Below are 17,976 nucleotides of genomic sequence, written 5' to 3' on the forward strand. Positions count from 1 at the left end.
TGTAAAGTAAGCAAGGGGAGTGATCTTGGATGATTGAATGGTATTTTGAATATGAAATACATAAAAACCGACCTGGCTTGCTTGGTGACGTTTCTTCGTTAATCGGTATGCTCGGCATTAATATTGTCACAATTAATGGTGTAGATAATGCACGACGTGGGTTACTTCTTATGTGTGATAATCAAGAGCAAATCTCTAGACTTGAATCAATTTTAAATACGATGGATAACATAACGGTAACGAAATATCGTCCGCCCAAGCTAAGAGATAAGCTAGCGGTTAGACATGGTAGGTACATACAACGAGATGCAGATGATAAGAAAACATTTCGATTTGTGCGTGATGAATTAGGCCTACTTGTAGACTTTATGGCAGAAATTATGAAAAAAGAAGGCCATAAACTAATTGGGATACGCGGAATGCCTCGTGTCGGAAAAACAGAATCCATTGTTGCTGCAAGTGTTTGTGCAAATAAAAGGTGGTTATTTGTATCATCTACTCTTATTAAGCAAACTGTTCGTAGTCAATTAATTGAAGATGAGTATAGCGATGACAATATTTTCATCCTAGATGGAATTGTGTCAACGAAGCGTGCTAACGAAAGACATTGGCAGCTCGTTCGTGAAATTATGAGATTGCCTGCAACGAAAGTTGTGGAACATCCTGATGTATTTGTGAGTCAGTCAGAATACACATTGGATGATTTTGATTATATTATCGAGTTGCGTAACGATTATGATGAAGAAATTCAATATAATTTAGTAGATGAAATTGAGCAAGGTACGCAAAATAATTTCTCTATGTTTGACTTTTAAAGAAATATTGAGGTGTTAGTAGTGACGGAATTGGGACAAAAGCTGAAAGAAGCAAGAGAAGCGAAAGGCTTGTCTATTGATCAGCTGCATGAGATTACAAAAATTCAAAAACGCCATTTAGTGGCAATTGAAGAAGGCAATTATGATGTATTGCCAGGAGCTTTTTATGCGCGTGCATTCATTAAACAATACGCAGATGCGGTTGGATTAAATGGAGAGGAACTGCTCGTAGAACATCAGAGTACGATACCACAATCTGAAAAGCGTGAAGTTCCACAAGTATCAACGGGACAAAAAACACAAGAAACAATGCAAAAATCTTCATCATGGCCAATTGCAGATCACATGCCGAAAATCTTAGTTGCGCTGTTAGTGATCGCAGTTGGAGTGGTAATCTGGTTTGTGTTTCAAGCGTTAACTGGAAAAGATGATGAAAAAGTTCCGAGTGCTCAAAGTGAGAAAATTGAAGTTCAAAAAGCGAAAGATTCTCCGTTAGATACGAAGAAAGATGAAGTGAAAGCGGAAGAGCCAAAAAAAGAGGAACCAAAGAAAGAAGAACCAAAGAAAGAGGAGCAACCAGCACAACCAACTGGACAGCAAGAAGTGAAAGTAGTTGGAACAACTGGAAAGGTATCTACTTTGGAAATTCATAATAATAAAACATTAGAACTGGAATTATCGGGTAAAGGTGCGAGTTATGTAGATGTTAAAGATGATGCTGGGAATGTGATTCTAAACGCTACAGTACAAGAGGGCCAAATAGAAAAACGTGATGTATCAACATTAAAAGAAGTGCGACTTAATATTGGAAATGCAACGAATGTTGAAGTTAAACTGAATGGCCAAGTGGTCGCTTATCCATTGGATCCAGAAAAAGAACTTCACCAAAGATTGGTGATAAAAAACCAAGGGATAGAGCAACCTGCACAATAACAGTCATCGCTTCGATGACTTTTTTTCGATGAACAAATGTTTTTGATATGATGGAGGAATAGCTGTGAATTTACCAAATAAAATTACAATATCTAGAATCTTCTTAATTCCAATTTTTATGGTAATTATGTTAGCACCCTTTGATTGGGGTTCATACAAAATTGGTGATGTTGATTTACCGATTCAACATTTAGTGGGGGCACTTATCTTTATCATTGCTTCAGCTACAGATTGGATTGATGGACATTACGCAAGAAAATATAATCTTGTAACGAATTTAGGGAAGTTTCTTGACCCGTTAGCTGATAAATTACTTGTTTCGGCAGCACTTATTACATTGGTAGAGATGCAATATGTACCGGCTTGGATTGTTATTGTAATTATCAGTCGTGAGTTTGCGGTAACTGGTTTACGTCTTGTACTTGCTGGAACAGGGGAAGTAGTTGCAGCAAACCAGCTAGGAAAAATTAAGACATGGACACAAATTATTGCGATTGCAGCATATTTATTACACGATGTACCTTTAAATTTAATCCATATTCCAGTTGCGGATATCTTCATATGGATTGCATTAATCTTTACTGTTATTTCAGGATGGGATTATTTCTGGAAAAATAGAGCTGCTTTTGTAAACTCAAAATAGAAGTTTATGGGGGAATTGGGATGAATGCTGAGATTATTGCGGTTGGAACTGAATTATTACTTGGACAAATTGCAAATACAAATGCCCAGTTTTTATCTGAAAAGTTAGCTTCAATCGGAATTAACGTGTACTATCATACTGTTGTTGGTGATAATAATAAGCGATTGCAAAAGGCGATTGAAGCTGCGGAAGAACGTGCTGATATACTTATTTTTACAGGTGGATTAGGACCGACAAAAGATGATTTAACGAAAGAAACGATAGCTGCTAGTTTAGATGAAGAGCTTGTGTATGATGAAAAGGCATTAGCCTTAATAAGTAATTACTTTAAGCGTACAGGCCGTGAATTTACGGAGAATAATAAAAAGCAAGCGCTCGTTTTAAATGGAGCAACAGTATTTGCAAATGACCACGGTATGGCGCCGGGTATGGGGGTAAATAAGAACGGAAAAGTTTATATTTTATTACCAGGGCCGCCAAAAGAAATGAAACCAATGTATGTAAGTTACGTAGAGCCTTTTTTACGTAATTTTACAACAGGAGAAAACATTTATTCTCGTGTGCTTCGTTTCTTCGGCATTGGGGAGTCCCAATTAGAGGTGAAAGTTCAAGATTTAATTGATGGACAAACAAACCCAACAATTGCCCCGTTAGCAAATGATGGAGAAGTGACATTACGTTTAACCGCTAAGCATCAAAATGTTAGCGAAGCGGAGAAACTAATTCAACATGTGGAAGATTTGATTTTAGAAAGAGTAGGAGAATTTTTCTACGGATATGACCAAGAATTTTTGCATTATAAGGCAATCGAGTTATTGAAGAGAAAAGGGTTAACTTTAGCGTGTGCAGAAAGTTTAACAGGTGGTCTTTTTGGAAATCAAGTAACTGAAAACGCTGGTGTTTCTTCTGTGTTTAAAGGCGGTGTCATTTGTTATCATAATGATGTGAAGCAATATGTTTTACGTGTGCCTGAAGAAGTGTTGCATACTGATGGTGCAGTTAGTAAAGAATGTGCTCGTTATCTTGCTGAAAATGTTAAGGATGTACTAAAAGCGGATATTGGAATTAGTTTCACTGGGGTAGCAGGGCCAGATGCTTCAGAACAGAAAGAACCAGGAACAGTATTTGTTGGGCTTTCGATTAAGGATGAACCAACTGTAGTCTTTCCTCTTAATTTAAGCGGAAGTCGTCAACAAATTAGAGAACGAACAGCAAAATATGGATTTTATCATTTATATAAAAAGCTAGAAGAGATATAAGTTTCTTCTAGTTTTTTTACGGTTAAATTTAGATATTATTTGATAGAAAATAAAAAAATCGAATAAATGTTCGATTTTTGTTGGCAAATTGAATTGAAAATAGGTATAATAAGATTAGCAATTCAGTTAAGGAGGAATTTTGAATGAGTGATCGTCAAGCAGCGTTAGATATGGCGTTAAAACAAATAGAGAAGCAATTCGGTAAAGGTTCAATTATGAAATTAGGAGAACAAGCGGAGCGTAGAGTTTCTACGGTTTCTAGTGGTTCTTTAGCACTTGATGTGGCACTAGGGGTAGGCGGATATCCACGTGGCCGTATTATCGAAATTTACGGACCTGAAAGTTCAGGTAAAACGACAGTTTCATTACATGCAATTGCAGAAGTACAACGTCAAGGTGGACAAGCAGCATTCATCGATGCGGAGCACGCAATGGATCCTGTATATGCACAAAAATTAGGCGTTAACATAGATGAATTACTATTATCACAGCCTGATACAGGGGAGCAAGGATTAGAAATCGCGGAAGCACTTGTACGAAGTGGTGCGGTTGACATTATCGTAATTGACTCTGTAGCAGCTCTTGTACCGAAAGCAGAGATTGAAGGCGACATGGGTGACTCACACGTAGGTTTACAAGCACGTTTAATGTCACAAGCACTTCGTAAGCTTTCAGGAGCAATCAACAAATCAAAAACAATTGCAATCTTTATTAACCAAATTCGTGAAAAAGTTGGGGTTATGTTCGGAAACCCAGAAACAACTCCAGGTGGTCGTGCGTTGAAATTCTATTCAACTGTTCGTCTTGAAGTGCGTCGTGCGGAGCAATTAAAGCAAGGTAACGACATCGTTGGTAATAAAACAAAAGTAAAAGTAGTGAAAAATAAAGTAGCACCACCATTCCGTGTTGCTGAAGTTGATATTATGTACGGAGAAGGTATTTCAAGAGAAGGTGAAATCTTGGATATGGCTTCTGAGCTTGATATCGTTCAAAAGAGCGGTGCTTGGTATTCTTATAATGAAGAACGCCTAGGACAAGGTCGTGAAAATTCGAAGCAGTTCTTAAAAGAAAATACAGATTTAAGAGAAGAAATTGCTTTCTTTATTCGTGAGCATCACGGAATTAGTGAAGATTCTGGTGCTGAGGGCGCAGAAGATTCAACTCTTCTTGATTAAAAAAATAAAAGACACGGCCTCGTGTCTTTTATTTTTTTATCTACTATTAAGGAGCATAATACTATAGATAAAAAATATTTTTTTATTTCAAATGCGTTGTGTAAAGAGGGATATATAAATATTTTAAGTAAAAGAAATGGGAATTACTAAGGTTTTCCAGTATAGTAGGCTCCTTACTTTTAAAATTTAGGTCACATTCAAGGCTGAAGGCAAAGAAAGTAAAAGTAGACAACGCTTGACAATGAAAATTACGATAGATACAATGAGAATGTATATTTTTTCTTATATACAATATACTCTTCTCAAGAAGAGAAGTAATATTCGGAGTAAGGTTTAAATCTTACCGAAATAATAATATGACATTTTAATTGTGAAATGAAGAAAGTCCCTTAAAAAAGCGGGACGACGGTCTTTGCTGTATGTTGTAATTCAATGTACATGCCGACAGTCTTTTTTCATTCATAGCAAGGGGAGGTGAAATCATGACGAGTACAGTTTGGATACTCATCTCCATTTTGCTTGCAACAGTCGGTGCAGTTGTTGGCTTTTTTGTTCGAAAGTCTATTGCTGAAGCGAAGATTAATGGTGCGGCTAATGAAGCGAGACGTATTTTAGACGAAGCGAATCGTGATGCTGAAGCACTTAAGAAAGAAGCGCTTTTAGAAGCAAAGGATGAAATTCATACACTTCGTACAGAAGCTGAATTAGAAATTCGTGACCGTAGAAGCGAATTACAAAAACAAGAAAATCGTTTAATGCAAAAAGAAGAGAACCTTGATCGTAAAGACGAAACGCTCGATAAACGCGAGCAACAGTTAGAGAAGAAAGAGGAATCTCTTGTAGCGAGACAACAACAGATTGAAGAGTTGGAAAGCAAAGTGGGAGAGTTAGTTCAAAAGCAACAAACAGAATTAGAGCGCATTTCCAATCTGACACGCGAACAAGCGAAAGCAATTATTCTTGGTAAAGTAGAAAGTGAAGTTTCTCATGAAATCGCTGTTATGGTAAAAGAAAGTGAAGTTCGCGCGAAAGAAGAAGCGGATAAGAAAGCAAAAGAGATTTTATCTCTTGCAATGCAAAGATGTGCAGCTGATCATGTTGCTGAAACAACCGTTTCGGTTGTAAATCTTCCAAATGACGAAATGAAGGGACGTATTATCGGGCGTGAAGGTCGTAATATTCGTACGTTAGAAACGTTAACGGGTATTGACTTAATTATCGATGATACACCAGAGGCAGTAATCCTTTCTGGATTCGACCCAATTCGTCGTGAAACAGCTCGTATCGCTCTTGATAAACTAGTACAGGACGGACGTATTCACCCAGCGCGTATTGAAGAGATGGTCGAAAAATCAAGACGTGAAGTGGACGAGTATATTCGCGAAGTCGGAGAGCAAACAACGTTTGAAGTGGGTGTTCACGGATTACATCCAGATTTAATTAAAATTTTAGGTCGTTTAAAATACCGTACAAGTTATGGTCAAAACGTCTTAAAACACTCTATGGAAGTTGCATATTTAACTGGACTTATGGCGGCAGAGCTTGGCGAGGATGAAAAACTAGCAAGACGTGCAGGTCTATTACATGATATCGGAAAAGCGATTGACCATGAAGTAGAAGGAAGTCACGTTGAAATTGGTGTTGAACTTGCAACGAAATATAAAGAGCATCCTGTAGTTATAAACAGTATCGCATCTCACCATGGTGACACAGAACCAACTTCTATCATTGCAGTTTTAGTTGCAGCAGCAGATGCTTTATCAGCTGCAAGACCGGGAGCTCGTAGTGAAACACTTGAAAACTATATTCGTCGTCTTGAAAAGTTAGAAGAGATTTCAGAGTCTTATGAAGGCGTTGAAAAGTCATTTGCAATTCAAGCAGGACGTGAAGTTCGTATTTTGGTAAAACCAGATACAATCGATGACTTAGAAGCTCATCGTTTAGCTCGTGATATCCGAAAACGTATTGAAAATGAACTGGATTACCCAGGACATATTAAAGTAACTGTTATTCGTGAAACACGTGCAGTGGAATACGCAAAATAAAGTGGTGAAACACCACTTTATTTTTTTGTGTTGGAATTGGATAAAATAAAGACAGTTAGTTATATAGTATAAAAGTGAAACAAACTTATAATAAACATATTATAAGGAATTTACTTGATGCTATAGCAATAAAAAATGCAGTACATAGAAAGGGTAAGACATATGAGAATATTATTTGTTGGGGATGTAGTAGGATCTCCTGGTAGAGGTATGATTCAACAATACGTACCGGCATTAAAGAAAAAATATACACCTACAGTAACAATCATTAATGGAGAAAACGCAGCAGGTGGCCGTGGGATTACAGAAAAAATATATCGAAATTTTTTAGAATGTGGGGCGCAAGCAGTTACACTTGGAAACCACGCTTGGGATAATCGTGAAGTATTTGAATTCATCGATGATGCAAAATATCTTGCAAGACCAGCTAACTTCCCAGAAGGAACTCCAGGAAAAGGACTTATCTTTGTGAACTGTAATGGAACAGAAGTTGCAGTTATTAACTTACAAGGACGTACTTTCCTTCCTCCGATTGATTGTCCATTCCGTAAAGTGGATGAATTAATTAATATTGCGAAAAAACGTACGAATATTATCTTTGTTGACTTCCATGCGGAAACTACAAGTGAAAAACAAGCGCTAGGTTGGTATGTAGATGGACGTGCTACAGCAGTAGTAGGTACGCATACGCATGTCCCTACAGCAGATAACCGTATTTTACCAAGCGGAACGGCATACATTACAGATGTTGGAATGACAGGGCCGTATGATGGAATATTAGGTATGGATAGAGAAGCAGTATTGAAGAAGTTTTTAACAAACTTACCAGTACGATTTGAAGTAACAAATGGTAGAACGCAATTAAGTGCAGTGTTAATTGATGTGGATCCAAATACAGGAAAAGCAAAGAAAATTGAACGTATTTTAATTAATGACGATCAACCATTTTTTGAGTAAATTCCCGTTAAATTTTAGATAAGTTATTATATTTTAATTTTTTAGAAAAATTACGAAAATTTAGCAGGAATACGCGCCATTCCTCGTGAATATAAGTTAAAGTGAAATAATTGCTAATACTTTTTAAAGAAACGAGGAGGAAACGCGGAATGGAAATATTAAAAGTTAAAGCAACGTCGGTCCCTAATTCTGTAGCTGGTGCACTTGCAGGTGTTATTCGCGAACGCGGAACAGCAGAAATTCAAGCTATTGGTGCAGGTGCATTGAACCAAGCGGTAAAGGCAGTAGCAATCGCAAGAGGATTTGTAGCGCCTAGTGGTTTGGACCTGATTTGTATCCCAGCGTTTACAGATATTATGATTGATGGCGAAGAGCGTACAGCAATAAAATTAATTGTAGAACCTCGTTAAGTTTTAAACAACCTGTTTGCAGTATGCAAACAGGTTGTTTTTATAATGGAGGAATGAAAATGAAAATTTTTGATGCTCATTGTGACGTGCTTCTTCAGTTATGGAGTGCACAAGGGAAAAGGAATTTTAACGATGATTCACAATTACATATTACATTTGAACAGTTAAAGAGAAGAAAAGGAAGTATACAATGTTTTGCTATATATGTACCAGAAACAGTGGCATATGAAAACCGATTTGAAGCAGCATTACAAATGGTAGATATTTTTTATAATGAAATTTTATCCCTACCAGGTGTAAAGTTTATTCAGACAAAAGATGATATTAACATGTTAAAACAGGACGAGGTTGGAGCGATATTAACACTAGAAGGATGCGAAGCAATTGGAAAAGAAGCAATGAAATTACGGTTGTTGTACCGCCTAGGAGTACGTTCTTTTGGACTAACATGGAATTATGCCAATCTCTTAGCTGATGGTGCGCTAGAGACACGTGGGGCGGGTTTAACGAATTTTGGTAAACAGGTTGTACAAGAACTGAATGCGCTACATGTATGGACTGATGTGTCTCATCTGAATGAAAGAAGTTTTTGGGATGTTATAGAGATTGCAAAAAATCCTATTGCTTCCCACTCAAATTGTATGAAACTTTGCGAGCACCCACGTAATTTAAACGATGAACAACTTAAAGCTCTTATAAAGAAAAATGGCATGATCGGTGTCACTTTTGTACCGCAGTTTCTAACGAATGAAAATGAAGCAAATATAACAGATATAGTAAGACATATCGAATATATTTGTTCATTAGGTGGAGAGTACAATATAGGATTTGGTTCAGATTTTGATGGGATTTTAGAAACAGTTGTAAATGTATCAGTTTATCGAGATTATGAAAATGTAATGAATGAGCTTTGTAAACACTATGCTACATCTACTGTAGAACGATTTTTATATGATAATTTTGTAGAACATATGAGTTTTTAAGTTTCGGTTTAAAATTCAGAAAAATTAAAATTAATTCATTTGATTTTATTGCTTTTTTTAAGACCTAATACTAGAATGAAAAACAAAATAGCTTTATACTAAAGATTCAGGGAAATCAGAAGAGGCATAATTTGCGTCCGTTGTAGTTTATTTGCATAAAAAATGCTAAACTATTACTGTAAAAAAATACACTACAATGAATGCAGCCAAAAGGGGTGTAGGAGATGATTAGTCAACTTTCATGGAAAGTTGGAGGCCAACAAGGTGAAGGAATTGAAAGTACAGGAGAAATCTTCTGTATTGCATTAAACCGATTAGGATATTACCTATACGGTTACCGCCACTTCTCATCACGTATAAAAGGCGGCCACACAAATAATAAAATTCGTGTAAGTACAACAGAAGTACGAGCGATCTCAGATGATTTAGATATTTTAATTGCTTTTGACCAAGAAACAATTGATTTTAATTTCCACGAACTACGTCCGGGCGGGATTGTAGTTGCAGATGCGAAATTTAATCCGACAATACCTGACAATACAGATGTAAATCTGTATGTGATACCGTTTACAGATATTGCTTCAGAATTAGGTACATCATTAATGAAAAACATGGTTGCTGTTGGAGCATCAAGTGCAGTATTAGGATTAGATGAAACAGCTTATTTAGATGTTGTTGAAGAAATCTTTGGTCGTAAAGGAGAGCAAGTCGTTCAAAAGAATATGGACGCAATTAAACGTGGCTCTCAATATATGAAAGAATTACTAGGTGAGAAAGTAAACATGATGCAGCTTGAAAAAGCTGATGGTAAAAAACGCATGTTTATGATTGGGAACGATGCAATCGCATTTGGTGCGGTAGCTGGTGGTGCTCGTTTTATGTCAGCATACCCAATCACACCTGCATCAGAAATTATGGAATACTTAATTAAAAAATTACCGAAAGTCGGCGGAACAGTAATCCAAACTGAGGATGAAATCGCAGCTTGTACAATGGCAATCGGTGCAAACTATGCTGGTGTTCGTACATTAACGGCATCTGCTGGTCCAGGTCTTTCATTAATGATGGAAGCAATCGGTTTAGCAGGTATTACAGAAACTCCATTAGTAATTGTTGATACACAACGTGGCGGCCCAAGTACAGGATTACCAACTAAGCAAGAACAGTCTGACTTAATGGCGATGATTTACGGTACGCATGGTGAAATTCCAAAAATCGTAATGGCGCCAAGTACAGTTGAAGAAGCTTTCTATGACATTGTAGAAGCATTTAACTTATCTGAAGAATATCAAGTTCCTGTTATTTTCTTAACAGATTTACAGCTTTCTTTAGGAAAACAAACAGTAGAACCACTTAAATTAGATAAAGTGGAAATTCGTCGTGGTAAGCTTGATTTAGAAGTAGAATTACCAGAACGTGAAAATAAAGCATACTTCAAGCGTTATGAAGTAACAGAAGACGGCGTTTCACCACGTGTTTTACCTGGTATGAAAAATGGTGTTCACCATGTTACAGGTGTAGAACATGATGAAACTGGAAAACCATCGGAATCAGCAATAAACCGTAAAAATCAAATGGACAAACGTTTCCGTAAAATGGAGAACTTGAAGTTTAATACCCCTGTTTATAAAAATGTTAAGCATGAAGAAGCAGACGTATTGCTTGTTGGATTTAACTCAACTCGTGGTGCGATCGAAGAGGCAATGACGCGTTTAGAACAAGAGGGTATGAAAGTAAACCATGCTCATGTGCGTTTAATTCACCCGTTCCCAACAGCTGAAATCGATCCACTTGTGAAAAAGGCGAAGCGTGTTGTAGTAGTAGAAAACAATGCAACAGGTCAGCTTGCTAACATTATGAAAATGAATCTTGGTAATGGTGAGAAAATTTCTAGTCTTTTAAAATATGATGGAAACCCATTCTTGCCGAAAGAGATTTACAACGAATGCAAAAAAGGGGTTGTATTAAATGGCAACATTTAAGGACTTTCGTAACAGTGTAAAGCCAAACTGGTGCCCAGGTTGCGGAGACTTCTCAGTGCAAGCTGCAATTCAACGTGCGGCAGCTAACGTTGGCCTAAATCCAGATGAACTTGCTGTTATTTCTGGTATCGGCTGTTCAGGCCGTATTTCAGGTTATATTAATTCATATGGTGTGCATAGTATTCATGGTCGTGCCCTTCCAATTGCGCAAGGTGTGAAAATGGCAAATCGTGATTTAACAGTTATCGCTTCAGGTGGTGACGGTGATGGATTTGCGATTGGTATGGGTCATACAATCCATTCTATTCGTCGTAATATCGACATTACGTACATCGTAATGGATAACCAAATTTACGGATTAACAAAAGGGCAAACTTCACCACGTAGTGAAGCTGGATTTAAAACGAAAAGCACACCACAAGGTTCAATTGAACCATCACTAAATGTAATGGAAATGGCCTTAACAGCTGGTGCGACATTTGTGGCGCAAAGCTTTTCGAGTGATTTAAAAGAATTAACACAAATTATTGAAGCTGGTATTAACCATAAAGGATTTTCATTAATTAACGTATTTAGCCCATGTGTTACTTACAATAAAGTAAATACTTACGATTGGTTTAAAGAGAATTTAACGAAACTAAGCACAGTAGAGGGATATGATCCATCTAATCGCATGATGGCTATGCAAACTTTAATGGAAAATAACGGTTTAGTAACAGGGTTAATTTATCAAAATACTAAGCAACCATCATATCAAGAACTTGTTAAAGGCTATAGTGAAGAGCCTTTAGTGAAATCTGATTTAAATATGGATCAGAAAATGTTTGATGAGCTTGTTGCTGAATTTATGTAATGTAAGAAGAGGAGGTTGCCGATTTGGTAACCTTTTTTTATGTACAAAAATATAGGGTAGTCTTATTTACTTAGAAAATTCAGAATGATAAAATAATATATAAATCGTTGTATGAAAATGGCAAGTTCATTGCTTATGAAATGTAAGATAATAAAGGGCCTCTTTATTGTTAAAATTGGCGAAATACATCATACTATGGTAATGTTTATAGGGATAAAGCAATATGCTTTTTGGTAGGACAACAAGAAATGATAAAAAGGGAATGTCTATTTGCGTGGGGAAGACTTCATTCTTATGAATGATTAGATTGATTACTCAAGTTTCAAAGGACAAGTTATCTCTCAAGCTATCTAACCATTTTTGAGGTGAGTCTAGGCGCATTAAAATGGACTATAGAGTATGTATAGTTAAGGGTGAAAGGAGATTACCAATGAACGAGCAACAACGATTAGCAAGTCAACAAGCAAATTCCTCTACGAAAAAAGAAGAGAAAGATTATAGTAAATACTTTGAAAGTGTATATCAACCACCTTCCTTAAAGGATGCGAAAAAGCGCGGGAAAGAAGAAGTTAAAATTGAACGGGATTTTGGCTTACCTGAAGAGTTTCGCAATTTTGGTACAGGAAGAAAGTTCTATATTCGTACATATGGTTGTCAAATGAATGAGCATGATACGGAAGTAATGGCAGGCATTTTCACCGCACTTGGATATGAACCAACTTTTTCAACTGAGGATGCAGATGTAGTTTTATTAAACACTTGTGCAATTCGTGAAAATGCTGAAAATAAGGTGTTTGGTGAGCTAGGCCATTTAAAGTCACTCAAACGAAGAAATCCAGACCTTTTAATTGGTGTATGTGGTTGTATGTCTCAAGAGGAATCTGTTGTAAATAAAATTATGCAAAAAAATCAGCATGTAGATATGGTATTTGGAACGCATAATATTCATAGATTACCGTACATTCTAAAAGATGCGATGTTCTCGAAAGAGACGGTAGTTGAAGTATGGTCAAAAGAAGGTGACGTAATTGAAAACCTTCCGAAAGTACGTCGTGGTGATATTAAAGCTTGGGTAAATATTATGTATGGCTGTGATAAATTCTGTACGTATTGTATTGTACCGTATACACGCGGAAAAGAGCGAAGTAGACGTCCAGAAGATATTATCCAAGAGATTCGTCATTTAGCTGCAAATGGTTATAAAGAAATTACTTTACTTGGTCAAAACGTAAATGCATATGGTAAAGACTTTGAAGATATAGAATACGGTCTTGGCGATTTAATGGACGAACTTCGTAAAGTTGATATTGCCCGTATTCGTTTTACAACGAGCCATCCACGTGATTTCGATGATCACTTAATTGAAGTGCTTGGCAAAGGTGGCAACCTAGTAGAACATATCCATTTACCAGTTCAATCTGGAAGTACGGATATGCTGAAAATTATGGCACGTAAATATTCGCGTGAGCATTATTTAGAACTTGTAAGAAAAATTAAAGAAGCAATTCCAGATGCAGTATTAACAACAGATATTATCGTTGGTTTTCCAAATGAAACAGATGAGCAATTTGAAGAAACGATGTCGTTATATCGTGAAGTAGGGTTTGATACTGCCTTTACATTCATTTACTCTCCTCGCGAAGGTACACCAGCTGCAAAAATGAAAGATAATGTACCGATGGAAGTAAAGAAAGAACGTCTTCAACGCTTAAATACACTAGTAAATACGTTGGCAATTGAAAAGAATAGTCGTTACAAAGGTCAAATTGTAGAAGTGTTAGTTGATGGGGAAAGTAAAAATAATCCGGAAGTACTTGCAGGTTATACTCGTACGAATAAACTTGTAAACTTCGTCGCTTCAAAATCTTTAATTGGTCAGCTTGTGAAAGTAAAAATAACGGAAGCAAAAACTTGGTCTCTTAACGGGGAATTAGTTGAAGAGCCGATTGAGGTGAAATAATAGATGAAAGTATATTCGAAAGATGACATTGTTGAACAAGCGAAAGAATTAGCAAAAATGATTTCTGAAACAGAAGAAGTTGATTTTTTTAAGAAAGCAGAGGCGCAAATTCATAAAAATGAAAATGTAAAGCGCGCAATCGATGAAATTAAAGCACTGCAAAAACAAGCAGTAAACTTGCAACATTACGGGAAATGGGAAGCTTTAAAAAAGGTAGAAGCTGAAATTGATGCATTGCAAGATAAGTTAGACAGTATTCCAGTCGTACAACAATTTAAATCTTCACAAACATACGTAAATGACTTATTACAGTTAGTTGCTAGTACAATTTCTAACAACGTAACAGATGAAATATTAATTTCAACTGGTGGCGATGTACTAAAGGGTGAAACTGGCGCAGCAGTAGAAAGTAAAAAAGGAAATTGTGGTTGTTAAAGAGATGTCATATTGACATCTCTTTTTTTGTGGATTAAACGTAAGGTCTTCTCAAAAAAAAGAATGACACATTCCGCTATTGTCACGCATATGATTAAGTGAATAGTGATTGAGGAGGGTTACGAATGTCCGAATTTAGAGAGATTATTACAAAAGCAGTGGTTGGAAAAGGACGTAAGTATACAAAGTCAACGCATACATGTGAATCGAATAATGAGCCAACAAGTATTTTAGGGTGCTGGGTAATTAACCACTCGTACGAAGCAAGAAAGAATGGAAAACATGTGGAAATTGAAGGTTTCTATGATGTGAACACTTGGTATTCATTTGATGGAAATACAAAGACTGAAGTTGTAACAGAACGTGTGAACTACACGGACGAAGTAAGTATTGGTTATCGTGATAAAAACTTTTCTGGTGACGATTTAGAAATTATTGCTCGTGTTATTCAGCCGCCAAATTGTTTAGAAGCACTTGTATCACCAAATGGTAATAAAATTGTTGTAACTGTAGAACGTGAATTTGTAACAGAAGTAGTTGGAGAAACGAAAATTTGTGTAAGTGTAAATCCTGAAGGCTGCGTAGAATCAGATGATGATTTCCAAATTGCTGATGATGAATTTGAAGAATTAGATCCGAACTTTATCGTTGATGCAGAAGAAGAGTAATAGAAAGCTAGGGAGAAGTTCTTCCTAGCTTTTTACTTTACATAAGTGGCGCTGAATGAACATGATTCTTTATGAAATATGTTATAATGAAGAAAGACTCCTGAAATAGGAGATAAGAGTGTCCGTGAAATGCGACATATATGAAAATAGATTATCATGTAAGAATTATGGAGGAAAAGTATGACTCAATATACGCCTATGATACAGCAATATTTAAAGGTTAAGGCAGATTATCAAGATGCCTTTTTATTTTTTCGCTTAGGCGATTTTTATGAAATGTTCTTTGAGGATGCTGTTAAAGCAGCCCATGAACTTGAAATTACATTAACGAGCCGAGATGGTGGTAGTAGTGAACGTATACCAATGTGCGGTGTACCATATCATGCGGCTAAAAACTATATTGAACAACTTGTTGAAAAAGGATATAAAGTAGCTGTTTGTGAGCAAGTAGAAGATCCGAAAACAGCTAAAGGTGTAGTACGTCGTGAAGTAGTACAATTAATTACGCCAGGAACGATGATGGAAGGGCGTACAATTGATGAGAAAGAAAACAACTTCTTAGCCGCATTAACACATTTTGAAGATGGATCATATGCATTAGCTTGTAACGACTTAACGACTGGACAAAATACAGTAACGTTACTGACTGGTTCAGTAGAAGATATTTTATTAGAAGTGTATGCAACTGGTTCGAAAGAAATTGTTGTTGATTCTTCATTTTCTAAAGATGAACTAAACAAGTTAACTGAAACATTGAAAATGACGATTTCGTATGAAGATGCAACGGCAATTCCGGAAGGATTAGAACATCTTGTGAAAAATGTTTCACAAGCAAAATTAATTAAAGCAGTTGGACGTTTATTTAACTATGTAATAAGAACGCAAAAACGTTCTTTAGATCATTTGCAACCAGTAGAAATTTATTATACGAATCAATTTATGAAAATTGATGTACATTCAAAGCGAAACTTAGAACTGACAGAAACACTTCGGACGAAAGAAAAAACAGGATCACTATTATGGTTATTGGACAAGACGAAAACAGCTATGGGTGGTCGTATGTTAAAACAGTGGATGGAACGTCCACTTATACAGAAAGAAAGAATTGAAGAGCGTTTAGAAATGGTTGAAACGTTTGTAAATGATTACTTCTTACGTGAAGATTTAAAAGAAAAGTTAAAAGAAGTATATGATTTAGAACGCTTAGCAGGAAAAGTTGCATTTGGTAACGTAAATGCAAGAGACTTATTACAATTAAGACGTTCATTACTTCAAGTGCCAGCTATTTTAGAAGCAATTAGTTTGTTAGATAACGCTTATGCATCGAGATTAATTCAAGGTGCAGATCCATGTGAAAGCTTAACAGAATTACTAGGAAGAAGTATTCAAGAAAACCCACCGCTTTCAATTAAAGATGGAGATATTATTAAAGATGGTTATAATGACAAGCTTGATCAATATCGTTACGTGAGTAAAAACGGGAAAACGTGGATTGCTGAGCTTGAAAAAAGAGAACGTGATATTACTGGAATTAAATCGTTAAAAATCGGATACAACCGTATTTTCGGTTACTACATTGAAGTAACGAAAGCGAATCTTGCAGCACTTCCAGAAGGTCGCTATGAACGTAAACAGACGCTTGCTAATGCTGAACGTTTCATTACAGATGAACTGAAAGAAAAAGAAACGTTAATTTTAGAAGCAGAAGAAAAAATTGTACAACTAGAATACGATTTATTTACAGCGCTTCGTGAAGAAGTAAAAGTATTTATTCCGAAATTACAACATTTAGCAAAAGTAATTAGTGAATTAGACGTACTGCAAAGTTTTGCGACAGTTAGTGAAGAAGAACAGTTTGTAAAACCTGTACTAACAACGAAGCGTGAAATCTTTATTAAAGATGGTCGTCATCCTGTCGTTGAAAAAGTATTGAACGGGAAATTGTATGTACCGAATGATTGTATTATGCCAGAGAAGATGGATGTCTTTTTAATTACAGGACCGAACATGTCTGGTAAAAGTACGTATATGAGACAATTAGCACTTGTAACTGTTATGTCGCAAATCGGTTGTTTCGTACCAGCAACAGAAGCAGTATTACCTGTATTTGATCAAATCTTTACGAGAATTGGTGCAGCGGATGATTTAATATCAGGTCAAAGTACATTTATGGTCGAAATGTTAGAAGCGAAAAATGCAATTGCAAACGCATCAGAAAGAAGTTTAATTTTATTCGATGAAATTGGACGAGGTACATCTACCTATGATGGTATGGCACTTGCACAAGCAATCATTGAACATATTCATGACCAAATTGGTGCAAAAACGTTATTCTCTACGCATTATCATGAATTGACTGTGTTAGAAGAGAGTTTAGATCAACTGAAAAATGTACACGTTTCAGCAATTGAAGAGAATGGAAAAGTAGTATTCCTTCATAAAATTCAAGACGGGGCAGCTGATAAAAGTTACGGAATTCACGTTGCGCAACTTGCAGAGCTTCCAGATAGCTTAATCGCCCGCGCGAAAGAAGTGTTAGCACAGCTAGAAGGACAGGAAGAAATTATTATTCCAAAACGAGTAGAAGTGAAAGTACAAGAAGCTGCTCCAGAACCTGTAGTTGTAAAAGAGGAAATAGCAGAAATACAGGAAACGAAAGTAGAGACTGAAGAAGAATCGCAACTATCTTTCTTTGGAGGAGAACAGTCTTCGAAGAAACAAGACAAACCTCTGCTAGATCAAAAAGAAACAGCAGTATTGGCGCAAATTAAAAAAATCGATTTACTTGATATGACACCTTTAGAAGCGATGAACGAATTGTATCGCTTACAGAAAAAGTTAAAGAAAGGATGAGTAAG

General features: G+C 36.3%; 15 protein-coding genes. All 15 read left to right on the forward strand.

Annotated features, from left to right (window positions below; translation table 11 throughout):
- The first annotated feature begins 29 nt into the window (after positions 1 to 29).
- Complete coding sequence (locus MR136_RS04860) at positions 30 to 815, forward strand: DUF3388 domain-containing protein (RefSeq protein ID WP_000574107.1); 786 nt, start codon at positions 30 to 32, stop codon at positions 813 to 815.
- Between the two features lie 21 nt (positions 816 to 836).
- Entirely contained in the window at positions 837 to 1,748 is a 912-nt protein-coding gene (locus MR136_RS04865; RefSeq protein WP_000137461.1) for a helix-turn-helix domain-containing protein, read from the forward strand.
- 64 nt (positions 1,749 to 1,812) lie between these two features.
- Positions 1,813 to 2,391 (forward strand): CDP-diacylglycerol--glycerol-3-phosphate 3-phosphatidyltransferase, encoded by a 579-nt coding sequence (gene pgsA / locus MR136_RS04870; protein WP_001052967.1) that lies wholly within the window; start codon positions 1,813 to 1,815, stop codon positions 2,389 to 2,391.
- A gap of 20 nt (positions 2,392 to 2,411) precedes the next feature.
- Complete coding sequence (gene cinA, locus MR136_RS04875; protein ID WP_000990690.1) at positions 2,412 to 3,650, forward strand: competence/damage-inducible protein CinA; 1,239 nt, start codon at positions 2,412 to 2,414, stop codon at positions 3,648 to 3,650.
- A gap of 143 nt (positions 3,651 to 3,793) precedes the next feature.
- Positions 3,794 to 4,825, forward strand: coding sequence for a recombinase RecA (recA, locus tag MR136_RS04880; protein ID WP_001283860.1), 1,032 nt, complete (start codon positions 3,794 to 3,796; stop codon positions 4,823 to 4,825).
- Positions 4,826 to 5,307: 482 nt separating this feature from the next.
- The gene (gene rny / locus MR136_RS04885) at positions 5,308 to 6,870 is read left to right on the forward strand and encodes a ribonuclease Y (RefSeq protein WP_000204911.1); all 1,563 of its coding nucleotides are present in this window, start codon (positions 5,308 to 5,310) and stop codon (positions 6,868 to 6,870) included.
- 162 nt (positions 6,871 to 7,032) lie between these two features.
- Entirely contained in the window at positions 7,033 to 7,827 is a 795-nt protein-coding gene (locus MR136_RS04890; protein ID WP_001221095.1) for a TIGR00282 family metallophosphoesterase, read from the forward strand.
- 149 nt (positions 7,828 to 7,976) lie between these two features.
- Positions 7,977 to 8,237, forward strand: a complete 261-nt coding sequence (spoVS, locus tag MR136_RS04895; RefSeq protein ID WP_000404341.1) for a stage V sporulation protein SpoVS — start codon at positions 7,977 to 7,979, stop codon at positions 8,235 to 8,237.
- A gap of 59 nt (positions 8,238 to 8,296) precedes the next feature.
- The gene (locus tag MR136_RS04900) at positions 8,297 to 9,220 is read left to right on the forward strand and encodes a dipeptidase (RefSeq protein WP_000688046.1); all 924 of its coding nucleotides are present in this window, start codon (positions 8,297 to 8,299) and stop codon (positions 9,218 to 9,220) included.
- A gap of 224 nt (positions 9,221 to 9,444) precedes the next feature.
- Positions 9,445 to 11,202, forward strand: a complete 1,758-nt coding sequence (locus MR136_RS04905; RefSeq protein WP_075677973.1) for a 2-oxoacid:acceptor oxidoreductase subunit alpha — start codon at positions 9,445 to 9,447, stop codon at positions 11,200 to 11,202.
- Positions 11,189 to 12,055, forward strand: a complete 867-nt coding sequence (locus MR136_RS04910; RefSeq protein WP_000190155.1) for a 2-oxoacid:ferredoxin oxidoreductase subunit beta — start codon at positions 11,189 to 11,191, stop codon at positions 12,053 to 12,055. Before MR136_RS04905 ends, MR136_RS04910 begins: the two co-directional genes overlap by 14 nt.
- Positions 12,056 to 12,485: 430 nt before the next feature.
- Positions 12,486 to 14,015 (forward strand): tRNA (N6-isopentenyl adenosine(37)-C2)-methylthiotransferase MiaB, encoded by a 1,530-nt coding sequence (miaB, locus tag MR136_RS04915; RefSeq protein ID WP_001005386.1) that lies wholly within the window; start codon positions 12,486 to 12,488, stop codon positions 14,013 to 14,015.
- A gap of 3 nt (positions 14,016 to 14,018) precedes the next feature.
- The gene (locus tag MR136_RS04920) at positions 14,019 to 14,450 is read left to right on the forward strand and encodes a YlbF/YmcA family competence regulator (RefSeq protein WP_000870461.1); all 432 of its coding nucleotides are present in this window, start codon (positions 14,019 to 14,021) and stop codon (positions 14,448 to 14,450) included.
- 125 nt (positions 14,451 to 14,575) lie between these two features.
- Positions 14,576 to 15,118: an outer spore coat protein CotE gene (gene cotE / locus MR136_RS04925; protein WP_001288799.1), complete on the forward strand. Its 543-nt coding sequence runs from the start codon at positions 14,576 to 14,578 to the stop codon at positions 15,116 to 15,118.
- A 180-nt stretch (positions 15,119 to 15,298) separates the two neighbouring features.
- Entirely contained in the window at positions 15,299 to 17,971 is a 2,673-nt protein-coding gene (mutS, locus tag MR136_RS04930) for a DNA mismatch repair protein MutS (RefSeq protein WP_000196021.1), read from the forward strand.
- Positions 17,972 to 17,976: the final 5 nt, after the last annotated feature.

This window comes from Bacillus cereus group sp. BfR-BA-01311, assembly GCF_022664295.1.
In the GTDB taxonomy this organism is placed as follows: Bacteria; Bacillota; Bacilli; order Bacillales; family Bacillaceae_G; genus Bacillus_A; species Bacillus_A cereus.